This is a genomic window from Neobacillus sp. NPDC093182 (genome assembly GCF_044754045.1).
In genome coordinates this window covers 270,380-293,902 of the sequence record NZ_JBIVOI010000006.1, presented here as the reverse complement: position 1 = coordinate 293,902, position 23,523 = coordinate 270,380, and the positions used below count along the sequence as shown (strand labels likewise).

Annotated in this window: 27 protein-coding genes and 2 pseudogenes; 9 read left to right on the top strand and 20 right to left on the bottom strand. The window is 35.7% G+C overall.

Annotation, left to right across the window (positions count from 1 at the left end):
* Together ACIQAA_RS13815 and ACIQAA_RS13810 are read left to right on the top strand one after the other, a co-directional pair.
* Positions 1-665: solute carrier family 23 protein (locus ACIQAA_RS13815; RefSeq protein WP_402620263.1), on the top strand; the 665-nt coding region annotated here is incomplete at its 5' end.
* A gap of 204 nt (positions 666-869) precedes the next feature.
* Entirely contained in the window at positions 870-1,058 is a 189-nt protein-coding gene (locus ACIQAA_RS13810; protein WP_402620260.1) for a DUF4177 domain-containing protein, read from the top strand.
* A gap of 296 nt (positions 1,059-1,354) precedes the next feature.
* Here the strand turns inward: ACIQAA_RS13810 and ACIQAA_RS13805 are convergent, their stop codons facing one another.
* The 6 genes from ACIQAA_RS13805 to ACIQAA_RS13780 form a co-directional block, all read right to left on the bottom strand.
* Positions 1,355-1,519 carry a hypothetical protein gene (locus tag ACIQAA_RS13805; RefSeq protein WP_402620257.1) on the bottom strand — a complete coding sequence of 55 codons (165 nt, stop codon included), beginning with the start codon at positions 1,517-1,519 and terminating at the stop codon, positions 1,355-1,357.
* Between the two features lie 181 nt (positions 1,520-1,700).
* The gene (locus tag ACIQAA_RS13800; RefSeq protein WP_402620254.1) at positions 1,701-2,156 is read right to left on the bottom strand and encodes a hypothetical protein; all 456 of its coding nucleotides are present in this window, start codon (positions 2,154-2,156) and stop codon (positions 1,701-1,703) included.
* 208 nt (positions 2,157-2,364) lie between these two features.
* Positions 2,365-2,940: an SMI1/KNR4 family protein gene (locus ACIQAA_RS13795; protein ID WP_402620251.1), complete on the bottom strand. Its 576-nt coding sequence runs from the start codon at positions 2,938-2,940 to the stop codon at positions 2,365-2,367.
* 267 nt (positions 2,941-3,207) lie between these two features.
* On the bottom strand, positions 3,208-3,654 hold the full coding sequence (locus ACIQAA_RS13790; protein ID WP_402620248.1) for an NUDIX hydrolase: 447 nt from the start codon (positions 3,652-3,654) through the stop codon (positions 3,208-3,210).
* Between the two features lie 164 nt (positions 3,655-3,818).
* Entirely contained in the window at positions 3,819-4,223 is a 405-nt protein-coding gene (locus ACIQAA_RS13785; RefSeq protein WP_402620288.1) for a GNAT family N-acetyltransferase, read from the bottom strand.
* Between the two features lie 292 nt (positions 4,224-4,515).
* Positions 4,516-5,022 carry a hypothetical protein gene (locus tag ACIQAA_RS13780; protein WP_402620245.1) on the bottom strand — a complete coding sequence of 169 codons (507 nt, stop codon included), beginning with the start codon at positions 5,020-5,022 and terminating at the stop codon, positions 4,516-4,518.
* Positions 5,023-5,242: 220 nt separating this feature from the next.
* On the opposite strand from ACIQAA_RS13780, the gene ACIQAA_RS13775 reads away from it, so the two are divergent.
* The gene (locus ACIQAA_RS13775; protein WP_402620242.1) at positions 5,243-5,614 is read left to right on the top strand and encodes a DUF5367 family protein; all 372 of its coding nucleotides are present in this window, start codon (positions 5,243-5,245) and stop codon (positions 5,612-5,614) included.
* Between the two features lie 402 nt (positions 5,615-6,016).
* On the opposite strand, the gene ACIQAA_RS13770 is transcribed toward ACIQAA_RS13775, so the two are convergent.
* On the bottom strand, positions 6,017-6,451 hold the full coding sequence (locus tag ACIQAA_RS13770; RefSeq protein WP_402620239.1) for a WGR domain-containing protein: 435 nt from the start codon (positions 6,449-6,451) through the stop codon (positions 6,017-6,019).
* A 343-nt stretch (positions 6,452-6,794) separates the two neighbouring features.
* Between ACIQAA_RS13770 and ACIQAA_RS13765 the strand changes: the two are divergent.
* Positions 6,795-8,010, top strand: a pseudogene (locus ACIQAA_RS13765) (IS110 family RNA-guided transposase).
* A 139-nt stretch (positions 8,011-8,149) separates the two neighbouring features.
* On the opposite strand, the gene ACIQAA_RS13760 reads toward ACIQAA_RS13765, so the two are convergent.
* The 5 genes from ACIQAA_RS13760 to ACIQAA_RS13740 all read right to left on the bottom strand — a co-directional run bounded on the left by ACIQAA_RS13760 (position 8,150) and on the right by ACIQAA_RS13740 (position 11,607).
* Entirely contained in the window at positions 8,150-8,413 is a 264-nt protein-coding gene (locus tag ACIQAA_RS13760; RefSeq protein ID WP_402620236.1) for a GNAT family N-acetyltransferase, read from the bottom strand.
* A 6-nt stretch (positions 8,414-8,419) separates the two neighbouring features.
* Positions 8,420-8,545 carry a hypothetical protein gene (locus tag ACIQAA_RS13755; RefSeq protein ID WP_402620233.1) on the bottom strand — a complete coding sequence of 42 codons (126 nt, stop codon included), beginning with the start codon at positions 8,543-8,545 and terminating at the stop codon, positions 8,420-8,422.
* Between the two features lie 270 nt (positions 8,546-8,815).
* The gene (locus ACIQAA_RS13750) at positions 8,816-10,147 is read right to left on the bottom strand and encodes a CoA-disulfide reductase (protein WP_402620230.1); all 1,332 of its coding nucleotides are present in this window, start codon (positions 10,145-10,147) and stop codon (positions 8,816-8,818) included.
* 330 nt (positions 10,148-10,477) lie between these two features.
* Positions 10,478-10,924 carry a carboxymuconolactone decarboxylase family protein gene (locus ACIQAA_RS13745; protein ID WP_402620227.1) on the bottom strand — a complete coding sequence of 149 codons (447 nt, stop codon included), beginning with the start codon at positions 10,922-10,924 and terminating at the stop codon, positions 10,478-10,480.
* A gap of 29 nt (positions 10,925-10,953) precedes the next feature.
* Positions 10,954-11,607, bottom strand: a complete 654-nt coding sequence (locus ACIQAA_RS13740) for an FMN-dependent NADH-azoreductase (RefSeq protein ID WP_402620224.1) — start codon at positions 11,605-11,607, stop codon at positions 10,954-10,956.
* Positions 11,608-11,813: 206 nt separating this feature from the next.
* On the opposite strand from ACIQAA_RS13740, the gene ACIQAA_RS13735 reads away from it, so the two are divergent.
* Positions 11,814-12,305 carry an Rrf2 family transcriptional regulator gene (locus tag ACIQAA_RS13735; protein WP_402620221.1) on the top strand — a complete coding sequence of 164 codons (492 nt, stop codon included), beginning with the start codon at positions 11,814-11,816 and terminating at the stop codon, positions 12,303-12,305.
* Positions 12,306-12,573: 268 nt separating this feature from the next.
* On the opposite strand, the gene ACIQAA_RS13730 is transcribed toward ACIQAA_RS13735, so the two are convergent.
* Positions 12,574-12,912 (bottom strand): winged helix-turn-helix transcriptional regulator, encoded by a 339-nt coding sequence (locus ACIQAA_RS13730; protein WP_402620218.1) that lies wholly within the window; start codon positions 12,910-12,912, stop codon positions 12,574-12,576.
* Positions 12,913-13,017: 105 nt separating this feature from the next.
* Between ACIQAA_RS13730 and ACIQAA_RS13725 the strand changes: the two genes are divergently transcribed.
* Entirely contained in the window at positions 13,018-13,875 is an 858-nt protein-coding gene (locus tag ACIQAA_RS13725; RefSeq protein WP_402620215.1) for a pirin family protein, read from the top strand.
* Between the two features lie 84 nt (positions 13,876-13,959).
* Positions 13,960-14,282: pseudogene (locus ACIQAA_RS13720) on the top strand (DoxX family protein).
* Positions 14,283-14,483: 201 nt separating this feature from the next.
* Here ACIQAA_RS13720 and ACIQAA_RS13715 read toward each other — a convergent pair.
* The 7 genes from ACIQAA_RS13715 to ACIQAA_RS13685 all read right to left on the bottom strand — a co-directional run bounded on the left by ACIQAA_RS13715 (position 14,484) and on the right by ACIQAA_RS13685 (position 20,811).
* On the bottom strand, positions 14,484-15,083 hold the full coding sequence (locus ACIQAA_RS13715) for a pyridoxamine 5'-phosphate oxidase family protein (RefSeq protein WP_402620212.1): 600 nt from the start codon (positions 15,081-15,083) through the stop codon (positions 14,484-14,486).
* A gap of 360 nt (positions 15,084-15,443) precedes the next feature.
* A complete protein-coding gene (locus tag ACIQAA_RS13710; protein ID WP_402620209.1) occupies positions 15,444-15,644 on the bottom strand; it encodes a cold-shock protein in 201 nt (66 codons plus the stop codon).
* A gap of 360 nt (positions 15,645-16,004) precedes the next feature.
* Positions 16,005-16,163 carry a hypothetical protein gene (locus ACIQAA_RS13705; RefSeq protein ID WP_307195395.1) on the bottom strand — a complete coding sequence of 53 codons (159 nt, stop codon included), beginning with the start codon at positions 16,161-16,163 and terminating at the stop codon, positions 16,005-16,007.
* Between the two features lie 166 nt (positions 16,164-16,329).
* Positions 16,330-16,464 (bottom strand): BA3454 family stress response protein, encoded by a 135-nt coding sequence (locus ACIQAA_RS13700; RefSeq protein WP_144555969.1) that lies wholly within the window; start codon positions 16,462-16,464, stop codon positions 16,330-16,332.
* A gap of 1,196 nt (positions 16,465-17,660) precedes the next feature.
* A complete protein-coding gene (locus ACIQAA_RS13695) occupies positions 17,661-17,807 on the bottom strand; it encodes a hypothetical protein (protein WP_402620205.1) in 147 nt (48 codons plus the stop codon).
* A 263-nt stretch (positions 17,808-18,070) separates the two neighbouring features.
* Positions 18,071-19,510 (bottom strand): aspartate ammonia-lyase, encoded by a 1,440-nt coding sequence (gene aspA / locus ACIQAA_RS13690; RefSeq protein WP_402620202.1) that lies wholly within the window; start codon positions 19,508-19,510, stop codon positions 18,071-18,073.
* 29 nt (positions 19,511-19,539) lie between these two features.
* A complete protein-coding gene (locus tag ACIQAA_RS13685) occupies positions 19,540-20,811 on the bottom strand; it encodes a cation:dicarboxylate symporter family transporter (RefSeq protein WP_402620199.1) in 1,272 nt (423 codons plus the stop codon).
* Positions 20,812-21,022: 211 nt separating this feature from the next.
* On the opposite strand from ACIQAA_RS13685, the gene ACIQAA_RS13680 reads away from it, so the two are divergent.
* Both ACIQAA_RS13680 and ACIQAA_RS13675 read left to right on the top strand, forming a co-directional pair.
* On the top strand, positions 21,023-22,294 hold the full coding sequence (locus ACIQAA_RS13680) for a sensor histidine kinase (protein WP_402620196.1): 1,272 nt from the start codon (positions 21,023-21,025) through the stop codon (positions 22,292-22,294).
* A complete protein-coding gene (locus ACIQAA_RS13675; RefSeq protein WP_402620194.1) occupies positions 22,291-23,211 on the top strand; it encodes a response regulator in 921 nt (306 codons plus the stop codon). Before ACIQAA_RS13680 ends, ACIQAA_RS13675 begins: the two co-directional genes overlap by 4 nt.
* The last annotated feature ends 312 nt before the right edge of the window (positions 23,212-23,523 follow it).

Sequence of the window (23,523 nt, the reverse complement as noted above, 5' to 3'; positions counted from 1 at the left end):
GAGGAGCTACCTTCGTAGGGATTTCTCTTACCATTCCATCTTTACAAGAATACATTGGTGTTTTTGGACAATTATCGTGGGCACAAGCAGGGAACGTGGTCTTCTGGCTGACTTCCATCTCTTTTGCAATGGTAATTGTCTTTGAAAATATTGGTTTGATTCATGGGCATAGCAAGTTGTTAAATCGCTATGAGGGTAATAAGAAATCACTACAGGCTACAGCTATTTCGGTATTATCATCAGGAATACTTGGAACGAGTCCCACTGTAGCATCTGTGGAATCAGCAGCTGGAATAACAGCCGGCGGAAGAACAGGGTTAACCAGCATCGTGACAGGTCTATTGTTTCTTGTTTCGATATTGTTCATACCAGTTATTAAAATCGTTCCGGCAAGTGCGGTTTCGCCTATTTTGATATTAATAGGGGTCCTTATGTTGCAAAACATTGTTCATATTTCAATAGATGATCTGACAGAGAGCTTACCAGCACTTCTAATTATTGTATTAATTCCTTTAACCTATAGCATTGCAGATGGTATGGCAATCGGCTTTGTTCTATATCCATTGTTGAAGCTTTTAATGGGGAAAGGGAGGGAAGTTCACCCTGCACTTTATTTGATTGCCCTTCTGTTTTTTAGCAATTTTGTTATTCAATACGCATTTTAAGTATAAAGAATAGAAACGGGCTAAACCATTAAGTGTTTGTACGGAATACACTGGACGCTCGTTGAATGGTTGATAAAAAGCAATGATTAAAAGTTGTATTATTTCAAACAAATCATTTTCCAACTCATTTGTTAATTTTCCGGACTATTACCTAAATTTAATATCACTTTAATAACTATTATTCTTTAAATGGAGGTTTGAATTATGTACGAATATAAATTTGTTCAAATTAAACTTAGTAAATGGAACAATGAACCGAAAGAAAATTATCATGAAATCATTGCCAACCATGCGAAGGATGGCTGGAGATTCGTCCAATTATTTTCCCCTGTTACATCTGGAAACGGTTCATCTTCATTTTTTGAGATTATTTTTGAAAGATCCCTTCATTAATGAGGGGGCATTTAAATTTCTGTATTATATAAAAGACAGCAAGATAAGATCAGTTTTAACCAATAAATTTTCTTATGAGTGAAGTTCAATAAGGATACCAAATATAAATGGTATCCTTGTTATTCTTTTTTAATTATAGGTTTCATCAAAAAAAGCATTTTCCTAATTGGATGAATGTTTAAATTTAGTTCTAATACTAAAATTTGTGGACGATTTATTATGATTACATAAAAGAAATTATAGGCTTTTTCAATAACATTGTGAAGGAATGTACTTAAACTAAACTGCCCCTTTAGTCAAATAAGAAAAAGGCTACATCTCAGCAGCCAGTTCTCGTAATCATCATGACCATCAAATGAATCCAACATATCTTTTTCTTGATGTAATGTTATCAAATACTGCTCCAATGAAAACCCACCACTTTGGATTGTATTCTCAAACACAACTTTAAATCTGCTCATTTATTTCACCTCGACAGATAGTATTTCCAATACAATAAATGAAAATTCGTATTTTATTACCAAATATAAAAGGACCATTTAGGTCCTTTTGGCTTCTTCAAGTAAAGCACCCGTTAGTTAAACAACAACCTCAAGAAAATCTTTAGATAATAAACCTAAAACCTCGTATTAGACTTAGTTTTCAGTTTTTGATTAAGTCTCCTCCAATACTGAATTTATGCTTGTTATCAACATTTTCTAAATAACCAATTAATTGAATACTTGGGTTATCAATTCCCAGCAAAGATTTTTCGCCAATACCTTCAAACGGCATAAAAATATTTAATGTAATCTTTTCTCCTGCTTTAATATCTAATTTGTTTCCTTTAGCTTCTACTTTATATTCGTTACCTTTATAAGCAGTTTGACTTATTTTTATAGGGAAGGAAACGAAAACGTTATTTTGCTTTATAACGAAATCACTGCCGTTAATTAGTTTAATGGAATATAAAATTCCCTCTTTCGAAGTTTGTTTTTTAATTAATTCCAACTTGATTTTCTCTAAATCATTTGTTGAAACTGCTACCTTATTTTCCTTGACACACCCTGCCATTAATATGATGGTTAACAAAATTAAAGATATATATTTAGTTTTCAAAATAAACTCTCTCCCCATTTTCTCTTTTTGAATATTTTAACATTTAATACGATTAATAGGGGTGATTTTTTTCTTTCTTCAACTAACCTGCTTCGTTAGCTCAATAAGAAAACGGGATCGCCGTAGCGATCCCATCTTTAACATAAGCCCCCTTTAGTTGAATAAGGAAATTGAGTATATTCCTTACCTCCCGATTGTTACATTGCTTTTATTCTTCACCATCCCACTGGTTTATAATGTCACTCCAAAAAGGAATTCTTTTAATATTTTCAAAATCTATATCCTTATGTTCCTTAAAATCGAACTCAACTAAAAAATAGGAAAATAAGTTCTCACCATAATATATAATATCGGTTTGATGTACAGACATAATGGGGTTCCCTTTTTCCAAGGGGTTAGACGGAATGTACCTATGGGAATATATTGGTATTAATTTTGGTGCTTTATTGTATTGCATAGTAGCAATATCTACTGCATCTTTTAATGAGGAAGGCTTTTTTCCCCAATCATTCATCCAAAATTCATTATGTTCAATATCAAAAATAATGCCTTCTAATGTCCAGTTTAATCGGTCAGTTATGCTTTCAATATTTTCTTTACTTTTATCGATCCAGTTTACAAATCCGTCCGATATAGGTAAGGCAAACATAAGGAATTCTTTTAAGTCTGGTGGGAACTGAATGTTGTATAATTCCTCTATTTCAGCTATTTCTTCTTCCTTTAATCCTGTTGTAAACTCCACACCTTTTTCTTTTAATTTATTTACTATTTGAGCAGAATCCATTGATGTTCATACCTCCCTAAAAAATATTTTCAGAAAATCATATAAGCCCATAAATATAAAATTATTCATCCATATTCTGTACATTCAATTAGAAATCCTTCTTTTACTAAACTGCCAGTTAGCTCAATAACAAAAAGGATTGCCGCAGCAATCCTCGTTCTTCCACTATTGCACCCTTTACTTTAAGTACATTACTGCACAATCTACTTCGCTTTATGAAAAAAAGGGAGATTCCTTGTTTAAAGAATCGAAACGGAAAAATGGATCTTAAATAAAGTGTTTTTCAATAATTATCTTTGCTCTATCATCAAGTTTAGTAGGTAATTCATTGATAGAGAAATATTCTAAATCCAAACTTTCACCATCATTCATAGCTAACTCACCACTTATATCTTCTGCTAAGTAAACACAAATAACGTTATACACTTCATCACCGTTAGGGTATTTATAATAAAGATTACTTCCTGACAAAAGATCAATAAACTTAAAATTCTTTGCTTTTAACCCCGTTTCTTCAAAAAGTTCACGTTCAGCCGTTTGTTCTAAACTTTCACCAATTTCCATTGCTCCACCAGGCAAACCCCATTCCTTTGTGTCGGAACGGTGTTGAAATAAGATCTCTTTTTTTTCATTCATAACAATAATAGTAGAACCAACCAAAATTAATGGTCTATTTCCGATTAGTTCTCTTATTTCTTTTATGTATTCAGCCATACTTTCCCAACCCCTGTTTATAAAGTCTGTTAGATTAATTCTCATTATTTATACGAATGCCCTGCTTCAATTAACCTGCCCTTTAGTTGATCAACAAAAAAAGAGCTGCTGCTGCTGCTGCAACTCCATCTTCAACTCAAGCACCTGTTAGCTGAATAAGAAAACTAATAAAGTTTCATTTTTAAACCCTCGTGAGTAGCTTTAAAACCTAAACGCTCATAAAAACGTAAAGCATCTTCTCGCTTTTTATCTGTTGTAAGTTGAACTAAGTGACAACCACGATCTTTTGCACGTTGGATTCCCCATTGTATAAGATCAGTACCTATCCCTTTACCACGTTCAGAGGATATTGTTCTTACCCCTTCAATAGTAGCTCTCCATCCACCTTGATAAGTAATATAAGGTGTATAAGTTATTTGTTGTACCCCAATAATATCGTTTCCGTTACAAGCCACTATTAACTCATTATTAGGGTCAGCTGTAATAGCCTGAAATGCTTTTATGTAACTTTCTGGAAGAGGTTGTTCGTATCGCTCTCTTTTGCTACCTAAAGCATCGTCAGCAAGCATTTCTACAATTTTATCTAGATCTTGTTCAGTAGCTATTCTAAACTTTAATTCACTATCCAATAATATACCCTCCTTGATAACCGCAACCAACTTTATAATTCTATTATATCTCACAAAATATCATAAGTTGATTACCGAAATATTATAAAATAACATAAGTATTTCTTATGAATATTATATTATTACATTATTATCCTTCTTCCACTATACTGACCGTTATCTGAAGAAGAGATCGCCGCTGCAATCCCTGTTCTAGAACTCTTGCTACCCGTTAGTTGAATAAGAACAACGGTCAAAACACCCTTGGATTATCAATAACTAACCACATATTTTCTTCATCATATCTAACAACTTTTCCTATTATTTTGTGTCCTGGATAAAGGTTTTCTGGGTTTGTACTGTCGCTACACTTATTATAGTCAGTGATACCAATTACATCTTGTGAAACATTAATAATTACCCCTTGAGGATAAAAAACTTCAATTATTCCTTTAATCTCATCTCCAATAGGGAATCTTTCTTTGGTCTCGTTCCATTTATCAATAAGGTTATTTTTATATGTGTTCCATACACTATAAAAATATTCTTCACTTATCTCGGAACCACCGTACTCTATAATTTCATCTATATCGACTAGTCCCTCTGCTAAATAAAAATGATGTTCTTTGTCTTTTCGGTTTGAAGCTATATACTCGTTTGGTGTTATTGCAATTTGTTTTGTTGCATATCCTTCATCAATTTCTATATATGTTGTGCCACCAATATAATCTTCATCGTCCCAACTAAAATATCGTTTCATAAAGTTCTTCCTTTCCCATACTTTCCTACCCTAAATAATACCACTTCTTCTTAAACTAAACTGCTTCTTTAGCTTAAGTACATTGCTTCACAATATCCTCGAATTGTGGAATAACAATATTAATCCCTAGCTAATCTTTACATAAAATTTACCAATGATACGAGGAGATTAATAATATATATCGAATAATTTAACTTAAATCCAATTTAGAGGTGATTTTATGATAAATGTTTTCTGGGGCATTTTATTATGGATTTCAGCGACAATGCTTTTCCGTTTCTTCGGACAAATGTTTCTAACCCCTGGGAATGCACTTTTATTGCTTATTACCTTTATTCTGGCAATACCTTTGATTGCACTAGCTACGTATCCTTATTATTATTTGAGGAAGATATCTGAATCGAAACGTCTAATATCATCAGTCCAAATTGCTCTCCCAGGAATGATTTTGGATATACTAAGTGTTATTTATTTTAACAAAGTGTTTTCAAACTTACCTATTGATACATTACCTTTTTTCGCTGCTTGGTTACTGTGGGCGTATAGCTTGATATTAATTTCAGGTTTTTCGATAAAGATTAAATCTAACTAATGCTATGTAATCTATGACTTTTACTTCGCATTTTCAAATGCGAAGTAAAAAGAAAGCTGGATTTTTATCCCTCTTGTTCCTCTAACCTGCTTCTTTACCAATACAAAAAAAGATCGCCGCAGCGATATCTTCTTGAGCTCTTGCACCCCGTTAGCGTAAGTACAATCCTTCACAATCTCTAATTATGTTTTGATAGGGGAAGGGAGCTGTAATAGCCCCTACACTCCACTTAGTTACAGGCTTTAGGATTTAATTTACAATATAATTAGCACCAAAAAAAGAGCATTGAGATTTCTCAATGCCTTTTAAATAAGTTCAAACTCTGCTCCATCAGGATATAAAACGATATATTCTTCATCTTCAGGATTTAAATAAGCAATTTTTGCACCCTGTAGTAAATTGTTATTTTTTAAGTTCCTCTATTATTGTTTGTGTCGCCTTTCTTACATTTACAACATTGTTGAAGATATTAGCTGTACCGCTGCCAATATCACCGCCATCACACGAACCATTACCCGTCCAGCCTAAACATTCATTCATTAGATCTTCAACGGAGTGTCTAAGTTTCAATGCTGTTTGCATTTCATCTTCTTTATAGCTGTATTGAACAACTAGCTCAATTAATTCATCCTCATCTAAATACTCAAAACCTTCGTTAACTTTTTCTTCAGCTAGTTCATCCATTACTTTTTCTGCCCTTTGAAACAATGGCAATTTCATTTCTTCTGTTTCTCCACTATCCCCGACAGTTCCGTAATGGATGATTAAGGTTCTACCGTTTTGCCAAACTTCCCAATAAATAGTTTCGTTTTCTTCTTGCTTAATTAATTTAATCAAAAAAACACCACCATACTGACAAATTTTTCTATAATAGTAAAAATTCGACATCGAATGATGGATTCCTTTTTTTACTAAACTGCCCGTTAGCCATCCATGAATCGCTAAAAAACAGCTCTTCACCACAAAGAATGAAAATGTATTATCCGTCCATACTTGTTCTAAGGCTGGAGAGGAAGGTCGATCAACTATGGTGCCATAGAGCCCATCCGTTAGTCTGACTCCAACGACCACGGTGCATCACAAACTGTCGCTCCCTTGCGGGAAGCACTCATGGTAGATTAATCCTATTCTGATTGTTGCACCAGCCTCCAATTTACTAGCCTAGAAAGGAAGAATTTCAATGGATGTAATCATTGAAAGAGCATGTGGTATGGATGTCCATAAGGATAATGTCACTGCGTGTATTATGACACCTGATGGAAAGGAGATTCAAACGTTTTCTACTAAAACAGTGTTTCTACTTAAGTTAATCGACTGGGTTAAGGAACATGGTTGTACCCATGTCGCAATGGAAAGCACCAGTGTTTATTGGAAACCTATTGTCAACCTACTAGAATCTGAAGGGATTGAGTTTCTAGTTGTAAACTAAACACATGAAGGCACTCCCAGGTCGTAAGACCGACGTTAAAGATGCCGAATGGATTGCACAACTTCTTCGCCATGGTTTACTTAAAGCGAGTTTCATTCCAAATCGGACTCAAAGAGAATGGCGAGAACTAGTTCGCTATCGACGTAGTATTATAGAAGAACGTGCAAGACAGCATAATCGGATTCAAAAAGTTTTAGAAGGGGCCAATATCAAACTAGGGTCTGTTGTTTCTGATATTATGGGGGTTTCAGCCAAAGATATGCTTCGAGCAATTGCAGATGGCGAAGATGATCCTGAAAAGCTAGCAAACTTTGCTCGTCGTACATTGAAAAAGAAAAAAGAGGAACTTGAATTGGCACTTAAAGGCTATGTTAACCCACATCAACGATTGATGCTTAAAACAATTTTAACTCATATTGATTTTCTAACTGAGCAAATCGAAATGTTAGATCAAGAAATAGCTGATCGAGTTAACTCTTATGAAGAAGATATTGAAAGACTAGATTCAATTCCTGGAATCGCCAGAAGAATGGCTGAACAAATCCTAGCTGAAATCGGTACTGATGTTAAAAACCAATTCCCAACTGCGGCACATCTTTGTTCATGGGCAGCTCTCGTACCTGGACATAATGAAAGTGCTGGAAAACGAAAATCAACTAAATCTAAAAAAGGAAATAAGTATTTAAGATCAGCATTAACTGAAGCAGCTCAATCAGTCAGGGGTTCAAAAAACTATCTTGGTGCATTGTATCGACGAACAGCTGGACGAAAAGGCAACAAAAGAGCAGCAATTGTAGTTGCACATGCGATATTGCGAATCGCATATTACCTGTTAACTAGAAAAGAGATGTATGTAGACTTAGGCGAAGACTACTTTGATAAACGAAGACAGGTATCTATTGTACGTCATTCGGTTCGAAGACTAGAAAACTTAGGTTATACGGTTACAATAACAGAAGCTTCCTAATCCATTAACACAAGTATATAAACACCAAAGATCAGACGCTCCTCCCCTTTTAAAAAGATGAATGAGCTGCGTCTATTTAAGTATTGCCATTTTTCGGATCTCACAGAAGTTAATTTTCATGGTAGTTGAGTAAGATTTTTTACTTATTTGATTGCCATACTCCCCCTGAACCAGGTAAAAAACCACAAGTTTTGTAGAAGTTTGTATTACATTCCTCATAGGATACAGTTACAATTCCCAATCCAAAGCGTTCTGCTTCTCGCAACAATTCTTTAACCAATTTAACTCCAATTCCCTTTTTTTGATACTCAGGATGTACGATAATATCTTCCATATATCCGTGTTCCAAGCCCATTCCACAAACATACCCAAATGCTATAAGTTTATTATTTTCATCCCTCATCCCAGCCTAGAAATTACAACGTTCAAACAAAGCAGGATAATCTTTATCACGTCTTGCCCATCCAACACTCTCTCTTAAATCTGGTACCTCATTATTAGATACTGGAAGGTTTATAATAACTTTGTAATCCATTATTTTTTTCTCCTTTGCATTTCTAATCCTTATTATATTTACTATTTCAATACGATAAGTTCCTAATCCTTCTTCAACTAAACTGCCCCGTTACTTTAAGTATAATATTTTACATAATTCTTGTCGTATCCTTCCTGGTCTACTTAATATCCTCTAAATCTGAAAAAAGGAGACACATTCCTTATTAGGAAATGCGCCTGGCTGCTGAAGATTGTTATTAAGGAAAAGCACCCCGATAGTACATTATATAGTTAATAGTTAGTATTAAAGCTACTTTACTCTTCTAGCTGCTTGCTGAATAGGATCCCATACACCATTATATGGAGGTGCGTACGCAAGATCTAAATCAAGCAGCTCATCGGTTGTCATCGAATGGAATATTGCAGTTGCTAGAACATCGATTCGTTTGTCGATCCCATTTTCCCCAATAATTTGCCCACCAAGAACTTTATATGTTTCTTTATGATAGACAAGTTTCAATTTCATTTTTTTATTATTAGGATAATATCCAGCGATATCTGTTGATTTAATTGTTACAGAACCACATGGGATGTTCAGCATTTTTGCCTCTGTTTCTGTTATTCCTGTTCTCCCCAAAGTTAAATCGAAAAATTTTATGATTGAAGTGCCTACAACACCTTTAAATGTTTTATGTATATTAACGATGTTTAATCCTGCGATTTGACCTTGCTTATTGGCATGTGTTCCCAATGGGACATGATCATCCATTTCTTTTACTCGATGATATTGTGTTGCACAATCTCCTGCAGCATAGATATCTTTAATACTTGTTTGCATATACGCATTTACTTGAATAGAACCATTAACACTTGTTTTGATTCCAGTCCCTTCTAAAAATAAAATATTTGGCTTCACACCTATAGCGACTAATATTAAATCTGTTTCATACTTCCCTTTATCGGTTTTCACATATTCAACATGCTCACTACCACGGAATGCTTCAACAGATTCACCCATTTTTAACACAATGTTTTGCTTCACTGCTTCTTCATGGATAAGTTCTGCCATTTCTTTATCAAATATTTTTGCTAATTGCTCATTTCTTTCAATGATCGTTACCTTCTTGCCGAGCTCCGCAAAACTTTCAGCCATTTCGAGTCCAATGTATCCGCCACCAATAACTGTCACATTTTTTATATCTTTCTCAAGATAATCCATGATTGTCTTTGCATCAGGAATTGCCTTTAATGTGAAAACACCTGGAAGTTTAACACCCTCCCACTTTGGAATGACCGGGCCTACGCCGGTTGCGATAAGAAGGCGGTCATACGGAAAGCTAAACGTTTCACCATTACTATGGTTTATTCCACTTACCATTTTATTTTCCGTGTCTACCTTTTGGACTTCATGATATACTCGTGCATCAATGCCATATTTCTCTTTAAAAGTAGACTGTGTACGTGCTATTAACTTATCTGTTGATTCAATCTTCCCACTGATCACATAAGGTAGGCCACATTGTCCGTACGAATACACTCCACCCTTTTCTAAAACAGTGATTTCATGTCCAGAACTGTTTCGTACAATTTGCATTGCAGCACTCATCCCTGCTGCATCTCCACCAATAATAAGTACTTTCATACTCATCCCTCCTTTCTTTATTTTCCATTTATTACTGATTTTTAAACATGAAGAAAGATTTAACCCCATATAGGGGTAGCGTCAGGAAAATGCGGATTTACAACGCTTAGTAAATTCAATATATAAAAGTAGAATTCCTGTAAAGGAACTGACTTTTAGTATTTTCTATTGTTAAACTAAAGCACCCCGTTACTTTAAGTACATTCCTTCACATATCGTTGTTTGGCAAACAGAAATCACTCTACCTTAACATTAGTCCCGTTAATACAATAAAAATACCCCATCTTCATAGATAGGGTATTTTTATTAAAAAGACATTTAAAATTAATATCATTTCGTTAAGGTTGCAATATTTCCCATAGAAATTGAAATCCTGTTCCAACTATTTATTTGGTTTATTAGAATAACAAGGTCCACGTATTCTTTTTCTGTGTAGAATCTACGTACACGATTATATAATACATCAGGTACACGCTTAGTCGGAATCAATGTCACATGTTCAGTTAACTCTAAAGCTACTTTTTCTGCTTCTGTATAGAATTCGCACTCTTTCCAAGCACTAATACAATATAGACGTTGTTCCGTTTCTCCCATTTTTCTAGCATCGGCTGTATGCATGTTAATACAATATGCACACCCATTTATTTGAGAAGTCCGAATTTTTATAAGTTCACGAAGTTTACGATCTATACCTGTTGTTTTCGTATACTTCTCCATTTCCATCATTATCTTAAGTGCTTCTGGTGCTACATTGTAATAATCAACTCGTTGTTCCAATTCAATTACCTCCTTATACTTCTTTTCCTTTAAGACCGTATTAATTTAGGTGCTAATCTTGAAGCAGCTTCCTCAGCTTCCTTATATGCTTTTTGTAATATTTCATTTGTTTCTAGTAAAGCAGTTCCTTGTGCTCGAATAATTTGATAATCTTCAATACCAAGGAAGTTGAACATTGACTTCAGGTATTTATTAGAGTAATCAACTTCTGAATACCAATCATTATTGGTATAGATTGATCCACTTGCTTGTATGACAAGCATTCTTCGTCCGTCTTTAAGTAGACCAACTGAGCCATTTTCTGTATATTTAAAAGTTTCACGTGCAATCATGATATTGTCCATATAATCTTTTAACTTTGATGGAATATTAAAATTGTGCAAAGGTAAAACGATGACATACGTATTTGCACTTTTAAATTGTTGTAAGATTTCGGACATACGCTCCGTTACTTTTTGTTCTTGGCTAGTTAGCTCCTGTTCTTTTCGTTGTTTTTCCCATGCACTTAAAACCGTTTTATCTATCATCGGTACTACATCACTGTACAAGTTAATCTGTTCAATTACTTCGCTATCTTGAATCAATCCTTTATATGCTTTGAAAAAGTGGTTAAAAACCTGCAAGCTAACTGAAGAAGTATCATCTATTTTTGGATGTGCGTTAATAATAAGTGTTTTGTTCATTTTTATTTCCCCTTTAAGATGAATTTTAGATTCCAATTAGAGATTAAATTAATCGACGATTAACATTGTCTATAATATATGCTATAATTATCTTTGTCAAATAGAATATGATTTACCCAAAAGAGATTTCTTTTATTTGACTAACACTCTAAATATTCCTAAGATACAGTTTGGTAACCCTTAAAATCAAAAGCAGGTGAGTTTATATGCAGTATAGTGTCGGAGTTGAATATGCTTTACATTGTCTGGTCTATTTAATCGATGTTCCTTCCATTGAAAGTGTTGGGATAAAGGATTTGGCAGAATTCCAAGGACTTTCTGAGACATTTCTTTCAAAAGTTTTTGGTAAATTATCTAAGGCTGGCATTGTAAGTTCTGTACCTGGTGTAAAGGGAGGATATAGGTTATCTAAGTCCCCAGAAGATATTTCCTTTTGGGATGTAATTGAAGCAGTTGAAGGTCCTAAACCTATTTTTCAATGCAAAAATATTAAAGACAATGGATATTTGTATAGAGAAAACTGCTGTTCAGCTCCCTCCTCTTGCACCATCAATTTAGTTATGCTCTCCGCAGAAGAAAAAATGCGTGATTACTTGCGTAGTAAAACACTGTCATGGTTAGATGAAGAGCTTGATCGTGTCTTACCCAAACAAATACGTGAAGGTACTCAGAAATATTTTTCGAAGAGCAACATATAAAAAAACCTCTCGTGAAATTCCTAACAGGAATTTGGAGAGGTTTTTTTGCTTAGTACAAGGAAACAGCTCGTTCAATTTTCTATCAATAACTAGAACCAATCTTCAACTAACCTGCACCGTTAGTGGAACAAGAAAAAAGAGTCGCCGCAGCAACTCGTTATTAAACTCTTGCACCCTATAGTGTAAGTACACTTCTTCACAAACTTTCCTCATAAAAAAGAGCTACCGTCAGTAGCTCCTATGACATCGCAAAAGAAGGAAGTAAATGTTAATCCATAGTATTTTCCAATTTCCTCTTTTTATGTTGCATACTCCATTCGTGCATTGAATCTAAAATTGGCTTCAATGTCATTCCATATTCAGTTATAGAATATTCCACTTTAGGTGGGACTTCAGGATATAACTTTCGATTTATGAGCCCCTCCTCCTCTAATTCCCGTAATTGATTTGTTAGCATTTTGGGGGTAATACCTACCAGTGCTTTTTTTAATTCTCCATATCTCATTGTGCCTTCCGACATTAGATACAATAAAATAATGGGCTTCCATTTCCCGACCAAGATGGAAAGTGCATCGTGTACTTTACAATATTCAGGTTTTATTTTCATCTTAACCTCCAATAGTATCTTTTTGGATACTATATCTCCTCAAAGTGCATACTTTCTAAATTAATTATAATAGTTTATTATGACTATGAAAAGGAGGCAAGTAATATGAATACCGAAAATATTAAACGTCGAGAAATAAAAAAATTATGGACAGTAACCGAACAAAAAATAAGCAATATTCATACCGCAAGTCCTATCCTTGCACCTGGCAACTGGGTAGATTATGACCCGTTCTTATTACTAATGGAAGATAAATTTCAAAAAGGAGTATTTAGTGAGCATCCTCATCGTGGTATAGAGACCTTAACATTTATCATTGACGGAAGGCTTAATCATTATGACAATGCTACGGGGGCGGGTGGAATCCTAGAAAAAGGGGACCTTCAATTTATGACTGCTGGTAGAGGAGTAATCCATAATGAATCACCACTAGACGGTGAAACAGTTCATCTTCTTCAGCTTTGGGTTAACCTACCTCGTCAATATAAAATGGTAAAACCCCGTTATCAAAATATGCACGCAAAAGACATGCCTGTTCGTGAGGAGAATGGTGCTTTAATTAGGGTATATTCAGGTTCGTCAGGAGATATTGTATCTAATACACTGAATTACGCATCTGTCACATTTGTAGAAATGATTTTGGAAAAAGGTGCATCCGTTATTCAAGACCTTCCTGGTACCTACAACGGCTATATTTATGTATTAGAAGGAAGTGGCACATTCGGAGAAAATCAAGTCGAAGCGAAAAAAGGGCAAGCGATGTGGCTAGGTTCCGCAGATGCTGAGAATATGAGTAGTATGCATGTTTCTGCAAACGAAAACTTACGACTTGTTCTGTTTGCAGGTGAACCTATCAAAGAGCCTGTAGTAGCATATGGACCTTTTGTAATGAATACAGAAGAAGAAATACGACAGGCTTATCGAGATTATCAAGAGGGAAAATTTGAAACTCCAGCAGATTAAGGGATTTAAGACATAGTTATAAGTATTGGAGTAACTCAACAACGAACAAATTAAATAAAGATAATTAAGGGAGAGGAACAAAAGGTGTTAGGATTAGGTTTATTGTTAATACGTTTAGTAATTGGATTATCCTTCATGGCTCATGGAGCCCAAAAGTTATTCGGCTCATTTGGTGGTGGAGGAATGAATTTATAGGTGGTGCTTTGTTCACTTTAGGATTATTAACACCACTTGCAGGCATTGTAATTGCTGGAAGCATGGTTGTAGCGATTTTAAAAGTTCATGGACCAAATGGATACTGGCTTACAAAAGGTGGATATGAATACTGCCTTGCTATTTTAGTTGTTGCAATTGGTGTAGCACTAACAGGTGCAGGACAATATTCACTGGATGCTATATTATTTTAAATTACATCAATTTTTAATGGCAAATTTTTTAGGATAACGAATCAGACGCTCAGAAGCTAATTCTGGGCGTTTTTTGTAAACCCTATTAAGTGTGTCTTGGAAAGGCAGTGACATTCCTTCTGCAACTAAACTGCTTCGTTACTTGAATAAGAAAAAAGCGACCACTTTGTTAAGCAATCCCACCCGCTAGCTATATTATGTTTAATCTTTTTTACTTTGTTTTGCTTTGAAAAAATCCCCACCCTTTTGTTTCTCATCATCAGTTCCCCAATATATTTTTTTGTCAATCTGTTTTAGCTTTGGGATATGTTTTGAACAATGAATATAAGCTTCATCAACTTTTATAATAACCCAACGTTCTGGTCTATTACCTTCTTTTTCTTTAATATCATTCATTATCTTTTCTGTCATCTTTAATGAGGCTAATTGTCCATTTTCTATAATAGAGGCTGTACCATTTACATGTAACCCAATGGAATGCTCAAAAAAATCGATAAACATTAATCCGATATGGGGATTTTCAACGATGTTTCCTAAACTTGCCATAACACCATTCCCCTTGTATTCAGGATATATTAATGTTTTATCATTAATAACCCTTACAAAACCTACTGAGCCAGCTCTAAAAGAGGAGTCACAGTTTCCACTAGAATCAGCTGTTGCAATAAACATCATACCTTGCTTAACTATAAAATCTATCATCTTATCATTTAGGTAATTAAGCATTTGGTTCTCATAAAAAGAGGATGCTTTCTTTATAGTCTCATGTTGTTCTTGCAGTAAGTGTTCCCCTCTTGACATTTTCTTTCAACCCTTTCATTAATTCTGCCTTATATCTTAACACATAGTTGTTAGGTTATTATTCAATTTTTCAATTAACCTGCCCGATAGTCCAATAAGAAAAGGCTGCCGCAGAAGCCAATCCTCTTAAATTCAAGCACCCGCTTAATTGAATTACACCAAAAAAGATTGACAATTTTAGCCACTCTAAAATGTTTATTCAAAGGTAATTAGGAGAATTCGTGATTATGTGATACACATTGTCTACCATTTGATTTACTGTTTAAATGTGCCCTACTCATTCGTGAGTAGGGTTCCTTGCTTTTAAGATAAATAAAAAAACAGACTCTATAAAGAGCCTGCTTGAGTTTGGTTTTATTATTAAGCTTTACGCACGTTAGCTGCTTGAGCTCCACGTTGACCTTGCTCAACGTCAAAACTAACTGCTTGACCTTCGTCTAAAGATTTGAAACCTTCGCCTTGGATAGCTGAGAAATGAACGAATACGTCTTCTCCGCCTTCACGCTCGATAAATCCGAAACCTTTTTCTGCGTTAAACCATTTTACTTTACCTTGTTCCATTTTGTTTCCTCCTGCTGTGTGCCTTGCACACAATGTGTTACTATCCTTGCACTCAGTGATTATCAAGACGAAAATTTAATCCTAGACTATCCTTTACACCGAACAAAAATAATTCTTCTAAAGTTTAACATTTTTCAAAAGTATTTACAAGAAGACATAAACACAACCATTTTTGCCACTCCTTAATTTTCATATCTGGTTTTCGATTCTTATGTTGTTCTTATTCAAGTAAAGCCCCCAGTTAGCTTAATAAGAACTTTATACATTTTTCTCTCCAAATGGTGGAAAAATTAATAAAAATCTATATATGTTCCACAGATAATGCTCTTTAATTTATATGTATTATTTTATTTAAAAAGTTTAGGAAGCCTTCCGCTCTTTAGCGTTCTTTAGTTCCCTTAAGCTTTCTTTGATTAACTCTCTTTGTTCCTCGGTAATAATAAAATCCGTAAGACGATCCTCAAAATGAGCAATACGTCTTTCCAACTCCTCTATAGTAAGGTTATTAATATTCTTCATAAACCCACCAACTCCTCTTATTATAATTTATATATAATTAGTATTTTTCATAAAATCCTTCAAAGTCGCTATTGGCAACGGGATATTCAAGTAAAGGAAGCTATCCAAAATCTATTCTTCAAGCGGAAGTTCCATTCGAAATCCTTTTAATCCCAGGATACCTTATTTAATTTTCCCATTGTTTAAGAACTTGTTCTTTTGCTATACGATAAACTTCTTCTTCTGTTTGGTTTTTTGTAGCTATTACGTTGGTTTGATAAACTTTACCTTTATGTGTTACATAGATTGTATACTTGTACATTTTGTTCTTTCCCCTTTTTATAATTCTCACTTCACTAATAAATCCAATTTCATTTAGTTATTCCTACAAATGTTTTTTGACTTTTTTATATTTTACAAATAATGCGAAAGTTATTAAAGCTAAAAAAAAGGTCAAGATTTGACAAATTCTCAACTTAACAAAAATTAATATACTCACTAGCAACGGTAATGACTGGCAAAGTCAATAAAATCAACAAACTTTTTATGATTCTAATCTCTTATGTATTTTGTTACACTTCTTAGAATGCAGAAAAATGTCGAAATATAAAAACTAAAAAAAGGCTGGCTCCTGATACCGATCTTAAATTACCTTTTTGTTTTAATCCTTCAAATTAAATAACACAAAGTTAAAAAACCACCTTAGATAAGATGGTTTTCTTGCTTATTTATTAAACTAACGCGCCCGTTTGTTTAAGAGTGAAATTATTTCTTTACTCTATAAACAAGTGCTTTGTCAAAATTGTAAATGCTATTTAATATTTTTTTGAAGAATGACAAAGCAACCAACTTCTTTAAGGTATATCAGTCGTTTTTAACTGCGAATAAATCTTAGAACTACCACTGTAAATATCTGCTCTTGTGAAACTACCTGCCGTACCAGCTGTAGCAGTTCCATTATACGACATATACTCACATTGCCCCATAATTACACCGTATTTTCCAGTGGTATTGGAAATCCTACTAGGTGTACCTACTGTACGATCACCGCTACAAGATCCTGGTAATCCATTGCTTAGTTTGCGCCTTGGGCACTAGCATATACATATCCATTTTTTTACAGAATAAGTTGAAGATGTTCGTACATGTCCTTGCGATAGTCATTGATACACTTACTTAAGTCCAGGGCATTTTTTAGAATCATGAACCTCATCTCCCTACTATCAGTTATAAAATTTTGTTAATCTGCAAATCCTTAAGTGAATTTCATAGAATTAATATTAGTTTATATACTCCGTTTTTCTGCAACTGAACATCAACACGATTTCTTTATCGAAACCTTTTATTTAAATAAATATATTTTTCTAAAAATATAATTTGCAAATAAAGTAAAGGTTATCTTTTTCCTTATCGCTAACTTATAATAAGTGAGGAAAATGGACTAATCGAAAAGCTATAAAACTTTGGATTTCAGCCCATTTTCCTTCTAGTTATCATGGTCAGGATCTTAAAAGGTAGCTAAAGCAAACAATGATCATTAAAGTAAACAATCTCGGAAAGTATCTTGCATCCTCGAATATTCTCAAAAGCTTCCCTTGCTTCTTTTTCTGTGTCAAATTCAAACATCGTAGTATTTTCCTCTGAATAGAGAGTGATCACCCACATAAAAAATCCCCCCAATAAAAGATTACTTTTCCTCTTTTCTCATAGACTGATAGATAATTTCAAAAGCAACATATTCTTTAACATCATACTGAATCTACTCTCTATTGTGTTGCAGTCATTTCTTTGTCAAAGCTTGATTAATTTCTGTACTATTACCTAATTCGGTTTTACTCTAGTTTTCTCCCCTTTATGTCACCTATATCTACTCCCGCAAACCAATTACCGTTGCCAATTTTCTAAGATTCATACTTATAAAAACTTATTTAATCTCTGTCAAATAGAGCTGCCCCAGAAATTCCTGGTTTTGTCATCTCAAAAGGATTTAAAATAAGATCAAGCTCTTCCACTGTTAACACATCATACTGCAGGCATAGTTCACGTACGGATTTACCTTTTAAAATCGCTTCTCTTGCGATACGAGCTGCCACTTCATACCCAATATGCGGATTAACAGCCGTAATAATTCCGACACTTTGTTCCACATACTCTTTTAGACGGTTTTCGTTTGCTTCAATTCCTGCGAGACAGTAGTCTGTAAAGGCACGGAATGCATTGTTCATGATGCTGATGGATTGAAGCAAGTTGAACACAAGCACTGGTTCCATCACGTTCAGTTCAAGCTGACCCGCTTCAGATGCCAGGCAAATAGTATGGTCATTGCCAATGACCTGAAACGCAACTTGATTGATCATTTCAGGCATAACCGGATTGACTTTTCCCGGCATAATGGATGAGCCTGGCTGACGGGCCGGCAAGCTAATTTCCGCAAGACCCGCACGAGGACCTGAGGCCATTAAACGTAGGTCATTCGCGATTTTGGACATATTCATCATACATACCTTCAACGCTGCAGAGACTTCTGTATAAGCATCTGTATTTTGTGTCGCATCAACAAGATGCTCTGCCCCAACTAGTGGAAGGCCACTAATATCCGCCAAATGCTTAACCACTCTTTCGATGTAGCGAGGGTCTGCATTTAATCCTGTTCCCACAGCTGTTGCTCCCATATTTATTTCATATAAATGTTGGCGTGATTGTTTAATGCGTTTAATATCACGCTCTACTACTCGGCTATATGCTTCAAACTCTTGACCAAGTCGGATTGGCACCGCATCTTGAAGATGTGTCCGTCCCATTTTAATCACATGGTCGAATTGTTGTGCCTTTTTCTTAAAGACATCAAGCATATACTGCATCGTAGGTAACAATTTTTCGAGTAAACGAAGGGTGGCGATATGAATTGCGGTTGGGAACACATCGTTTGTTGATTGTGACATGTTCACATGGGTGTTTGGACTTAAATGAAGAACATAGTCCCCTTTCCCTTTTCCAAGCAATTCGAGTGCACGGTTAGCAATGACTTCGTTCGCATTCATATTCATTGATGTACCTGCACCGCCCTGGATTGGATCCACGATAAAATGATCATGCCATTTACCTTCGATCACTTCGTCTGCTGCCTGAACGATCACGTTACCAAGTCCTTCATACAAACGTTTCGTATCCATATTTGCTAAAGCTGCTGCTTTTTTCACGATAGCCAACGCTTTAATTAATTCTTCATGAATACGATAGCCTGTAATCGGAAAATTTTCGACCGCACGCAATGTTTGGACCCCATAGTATGCATCTACAGGTACTTCTTTTGAACCTAAGAAATCTTTTTCAATGCGTACGTTATGATCTATATTGATTGTTGACATCGTGTTTCCTCCTTTATCCTTAGGCAAGTTTATGCTACGTCTGACTGTTTAATTGAATCAACGTAATGGTTTGCTTTTTCTTGGTTAAATTCTCCTTCCCACTTTGACATGACAATCGCCGCTAATGAGTTCCCTACGACATTAACCGCTGTTCGTACCATATCTAAAATACGGTCGATACCTGCAATAAACGCAACCCCTTCCAGTGGCAGTCCCATAGAACCAAGTGTTGTTAAAATGACAACAAATGACGCACCCGGAACGCCGGCCATTCCTTTTGACGTTACCATTAATACTAGTAATAACGTTATCTGTTGTGTAATTGATAGATCAATACCATACATTTGTGCCACGAAAAGTGAAGCTATTGCTTGATAAATCGATGAACCGTCTAAATTAAACGTATAGCCTGTTGGAATAACAAAAGAAGTAATTGATTTTGGACAGCCAAATTTCTCCATTTTGTCCATTAACCTTGGTAATACGGCCTCTGAGCTTGCCGTTGTAAATGCCAAAATCAGTTCGTCTTTTAACACTTTCAAGAGAACAAAAATGCTTGTCCCGGACATTTTCGCAATAATCCCAAGGACGACGAACACAAAGAATACCATCGTCACATAAACAGCAAGCACTAATTTCCCTAATGGAATTAATGTTACAATGCCAAATTTAGCAACGGTTACACCGATCAGTGCAAACACACCAAACGGGGCAAACTTCATCACTTGGTTTGTCACCCAAAACATTGCTTCTAATACACCTTCAAAAAAGCCAAGGACAGGTTTTCCTTTTTCTCCTATTGCCGCAATTCCTAAACCAAAAAGCACAGAGAAGAAAATAATCGGCAACAAGTCACCCTGGGCCATGGATTCAAATATGTTTTTCGGAACAATATGAACAATGGATTCCGCAAAACCCTGGCTTTCAGCTGTTTTCGTCGTTTCTTCATAATTTGAAATATCACTTTTTTCAAGATTGCTTGTATCTAAACCAGAACCCGGGTGGAACAAGTTTGCCGCCAGTAATCCAATAGCAATGGCGATTGTGGTGACAATTTCAAAATAGAGAATGGTCTTCCCGCCTAATTTTCCTAGTTTTTTCATATCGCCGACTCCTGCGATTGAGACTACTAATGCAGCAATGACAATCGGAACGACAATCATCTTAATTAAATGAATAAAAATGTCTCCAATTGGCGCCATAATGGCCATGGCTGTTTCATTCCCGTGAAATACTGCACCGACAGAGATACCTAGTATAAGTGCAACAAAAATTTGTGTAGCTAATCCAAACTTTTTCAAATAAATTCCCCCTTATATTAGTTGTTTTTTTGTTAACGCTTTCATTATTATTAATCTTAGTTTATACTCAACCCCACTAAAACCAACTAAAACCTACTGAAACCCACAAGGGAAAATAGGAAAATTAAAAATCTTAGTCAAAACCCTTTCCTCTTTTTTACCATTAGTACAATGTGTTATGTTTTTATATAGTGACTGGGGAGGGACTGTATTGAAAGAGCGTATAAGGATTTTACTATTAATGATGATTGCGGTGCCTCTTGCGGGTGAATTCAAGTTTTATCCATTCGACGATACATTCAGAGTCAGTTTGGGGACGCCTGTCTTTTTCTTGTTTTTGCTGTGGGGGAGGGGGATTCATCCCAATATTGCAGGCGTTTTAACGGGGTTGAGTGTGTTTGTTTTACGTTTTTTGCTGGCTGTTGGGATACGAGACATATCTGTTGAGGAAGCGATGTATCTACATTTTCCCGCCTTTTTCTATTACGTCATGTACGCGTTCGTATTCCATTGGACGAAATTGAACGAACGGCATGATCAGCCGTTTATGATCGGGCTTTTAGGGGTATTGATCGAGCTTTTTGCAAGCGTATCGGAAATGGCGATCCGTTCTTTCCTGGCAAATCAAGACATATCCTTGCTGACCATTGAACAACTCGTTTTCATTGCCTTTATTCGAAGCTTTTTCGTTCTCGGCTTTTTTAATATTTTCAAGTTGAGAGAAGCAAAATTCGCAGAAGAAGAGCAACGCAGGCAAAAGGAGCAAATGCTGCTTTTCATTTCAAATTTGTATGAAGAGTCGGTTCAACTAAAGAAAACGATGCTAAATGCAGAAGAAATCACCAGCATGTGTTATGATTTTTATCGCCGGTTAAAATCACGGGAGACCAATGGCCATGATGCGCAAACGGCTCTGCAGATTGCCAGTCTCGTCCATGAGATCAAAAAAGATAACCAGCGGATTTATGCAGGGTTGTCGGAACTCATGTCTTCCAAAAACCTGCAAGATTATATGACAATCGAAGAGCTTGGTAACATTATGATCGTGTCCAATAGACGATATGCAGAGTCCCTTCGCAAAGATGTTTCATTTTCCTTGCATGTAGATGGGGACCATCCGCCCTACCATGTATATATGGTATTATCATTAATCAATAATTTGTTGGCCAATGCCGTGGAAGCCATTAAAGAAGAGGGATATGTATCGCTGCATGTGAAAAGGAAAGATCAATTCGTGGAGTTTTGCGTCAGTGACAATGGCCCCGGCATTGCACCTAGACTGAAGGAAGTCATTTTTACAGAAGGCTTTACAAAGAAATTTGATGCGGCTGGAAACCCTTCGACGGGTATCGGTTTATCGTATGTGAAACAAACGGTTGAAAAATGGGGAGGACATATCAGGCTTATGGATAACTATAAAGAAACCGTATTCATCTTAGAACTTCCAATGAATGCGATGATCGAGAAAGGGTTAGCGAGATGAATTATTTCATTATAGATGACGATATTGCCATTCGAGCAATGCTGATAGAAATGATTGAAGACGAAGATTTAGGAACCGTGGTGGGAGAAGCGGAGGACGGATCGTTAGTGGATAATGGCTTGTTGTCATTAAAAAAAGCAGACGTTGTCTTAATTGATTTGCTCATGCCAATAAGGGACGGAATTGAAACGATCCGGGCTCTTGCTGATGGATTTCAAGGAAAGTTTGTGATGATTTCTCAAGTAGAAACGAAGGAACTAATTGGAGAGGCGTATCGTTTAGGGGCGGAATACTACATTACAAAACCGCTGAACCATCTTGAAATTACTGGCATATTAAAAAAAGTAAACAAGCGGGTGCTGTTGGAACAATCGATTCGGGGCATTCAAGAATCGTTGAACGTATTTACAGAACAACCGCAGTCTCCGTTCGTGTCCTCCTATCATACAAAAAATATTATGGAAGCCGGACGTCCCTTAATTTCCGATTTAGGCATGATTGGCGAAGGGGGAAGCGAGGATTTACTAAAAATTTTAGAATTCCTCCAAAATGAAAAGCAAAGACTCGGTTCTGCCTACACGTTTCCATCTTTAAAGGAAATTTTTGCAGGCATCGCTGCTGAAAAGCTCGGAGATCAAGCGAAAGAGGCCGACATCCAGAAAGAAATGAAAGCTTCAGAGCAGCGTGTCCGTCGTGCTCTTTACCAGGCACTCATCCATATCGCTTCATTAGGATTGACAGATTATGCGAATCCAAAATTCGAAGCCTATTCTTCAACATTTTTTGAATTCTCGGAAGTCCGCAAAAAAATGCTGGAGCTAGATGACAAAAGCGAAAAAGCAAGCAACCAGAGCCGCATTAACATGAAAAAATTTATCCAAGCGTTGTTTATGGAAGCGAGACAGCTGGTGGAATAATATGTTATATATAGTAAACCTTCAATCAGTATGGGCTTTTTTCATCCCCCACTGATGGTTAGTAGGCCCCAGGATGTAGCGGTCTTAGTCTGTGTTCCTTTGTTCGGGTTCTTATAGGCAGTTGTCCCCCACCTAAGCCTCTTTGTTTCCTCTAGCTTTGAGGCGGGGGTCTTACTGCACGTTAGAGCGGATAAATAATTGTGACATTAAGGGCGCTATTTTAAGATCATTTAAATTATGAGTCACTAGACGCATTAAAAGCTAAGAGTATTAACTGTTTCAGTGTATTAAGAAAACAGGCTTTCTTTTCTG